This window comes from Nostoc sp. DedQUE02, assembly GCF_034531035.1.
Taxonomy (GTDB): domain Bacteria; phylum Cyanobacteriota; class Cyanobacteriia; order Cyanobacteriales; family Nostocaceae; genus Nostoc.
Genome location: NZ_JAVRBY020000144.1, coordinates 1 through 1,525, shown reverse-complemented (window position 1 = coordinate 1,525; position 1,525 = coordinate 1). Strand labels below are relative to the sequence as shown.

1 protein-coding gene is annotated in these 1,525 nt (G+C 45.7%); it reads left to right on the top strand.

The features are described from left to right. Nucleotides 1–422 precede the first annotated feature (422 nt). The coding region (locus RMX98_RS36215) for a transposase (RefSeq protein WP_409882110.1) at nucleotides 423–1,525 on the top strand (1,103 nt) is incomplete at its 3' end.

Genomic DNA, 1,525 nt, shown 5'->3' with positions numbered 1-1,525 from the left:
AATGATTTCGACAATAGTGAAACTTTTGATTTCAACCTACAACTCACGAATTTTACACGCGATGGATTGCTTTCTTTTTTAACAGAACTCCACGGCTCCATTACCAATTTCACCAACATTACACCGCCCGATGAGGCTAGCTGACACACTAGCCGAAACGGTGGCATCGTTGCCACCGTCGCGGATTGTGTCCAAAGCATCCGCAAGTTAATTAGTATTGTGCAGCGTTTAGACTGAATTGCGCCCCTAAAGTGAGGCGTTCCTAACTTCTTGCGCGACACTTTTCTAATTAATTCCCCGAATGCGTTTACTCCTGAATCGCGCCCCTTATATGTGGGGCGTTAGGGTGATTCGTGCGCTCACTAGTTCGGGTCAATCAAAGGACTGGCATCCTTGAAAACCACCATAAGCAACGCAGAACCATGAAAACAGAATCAACTATTGTGGGAATTGATGTTAGTAAATCGAGCGTAACTTGCCATATTTTAACACAATATCCTAAGGGCGGATTACAGGGATACTGGAATAAAACCAGAAATAAAGCATCTACTTTATATCCGGCTTTTTACTCCAATCCTGATGTTAAAAAGAAGCAAAAATCAGCGTTTGACTTTGCTGATTACCTAGCAGAAATCAAGCCGGATTATGCCATTCTTGAACCAACAGGAAACCACTATTCAAGACTGTGGGCATCCATCCTCAATAAGCTAGAAATTAAAATATTGTGGGTTGGTCACGTCGAACTCAGGCGCTACCGAGGTGGTAAAAATTTACCAAATAAAAGTGACCCCGCCGACGCTCTAGCAATGGCTGCTTATGGACATGATCCAGACCACCGTCTAGAAACTGGGGAACTAAACATGAGATACTTTCTCATGCACCGCCCAGAACCAATTGACGAGCTGCGCGACCTCTGCCAACAACTCGAACACCTTAACCGCGTGCAATCGCCAATTGTCAATTATGCCCGTCAACTGTTGGCGTGGCAATTCCCAGAAGTCGCGCACACCAAGAGTGCATCTACCAAGGCAGGATTTGTACCACCACTCTGGGGATGGTTGGCCGGTAGTCCCGAAATTTCTCCCGCCGGGAAAACCCGAATGGACAATCGCTACAAAATTTCCATTGCCCAAGACTATGGAATTAAGATTGACCCCATTCTAGAACTGCACGCTGACTGGATGTGCGATATCTCACTTTATGAGCAGCGCTTAGAAGCAAAAATTAGTGAAATGCTGTCTCTGACAGAATTCAAGTCTTACATGACCGTGTTTGATAAGTTTGGGTTTGGCCTAAGAGTGCGATCGCGACTGCTTACCAGGATTTATCCTTTTGAGTCATTTCTGGGTATCAATGGCAAACCCGTAATTGAATATGAAGTTAGGGAAGTGAAGCGAACCGAACGCGATCGCAAAAACGGAGAAACCACCGTCAGACGTTTAGCCGGCGATACCAAACGCATTAAACGCAACCGCAGCCGCGACACTTTCAAAATGCGTTTGGGTATGGGTACTGTGCTGGAGCA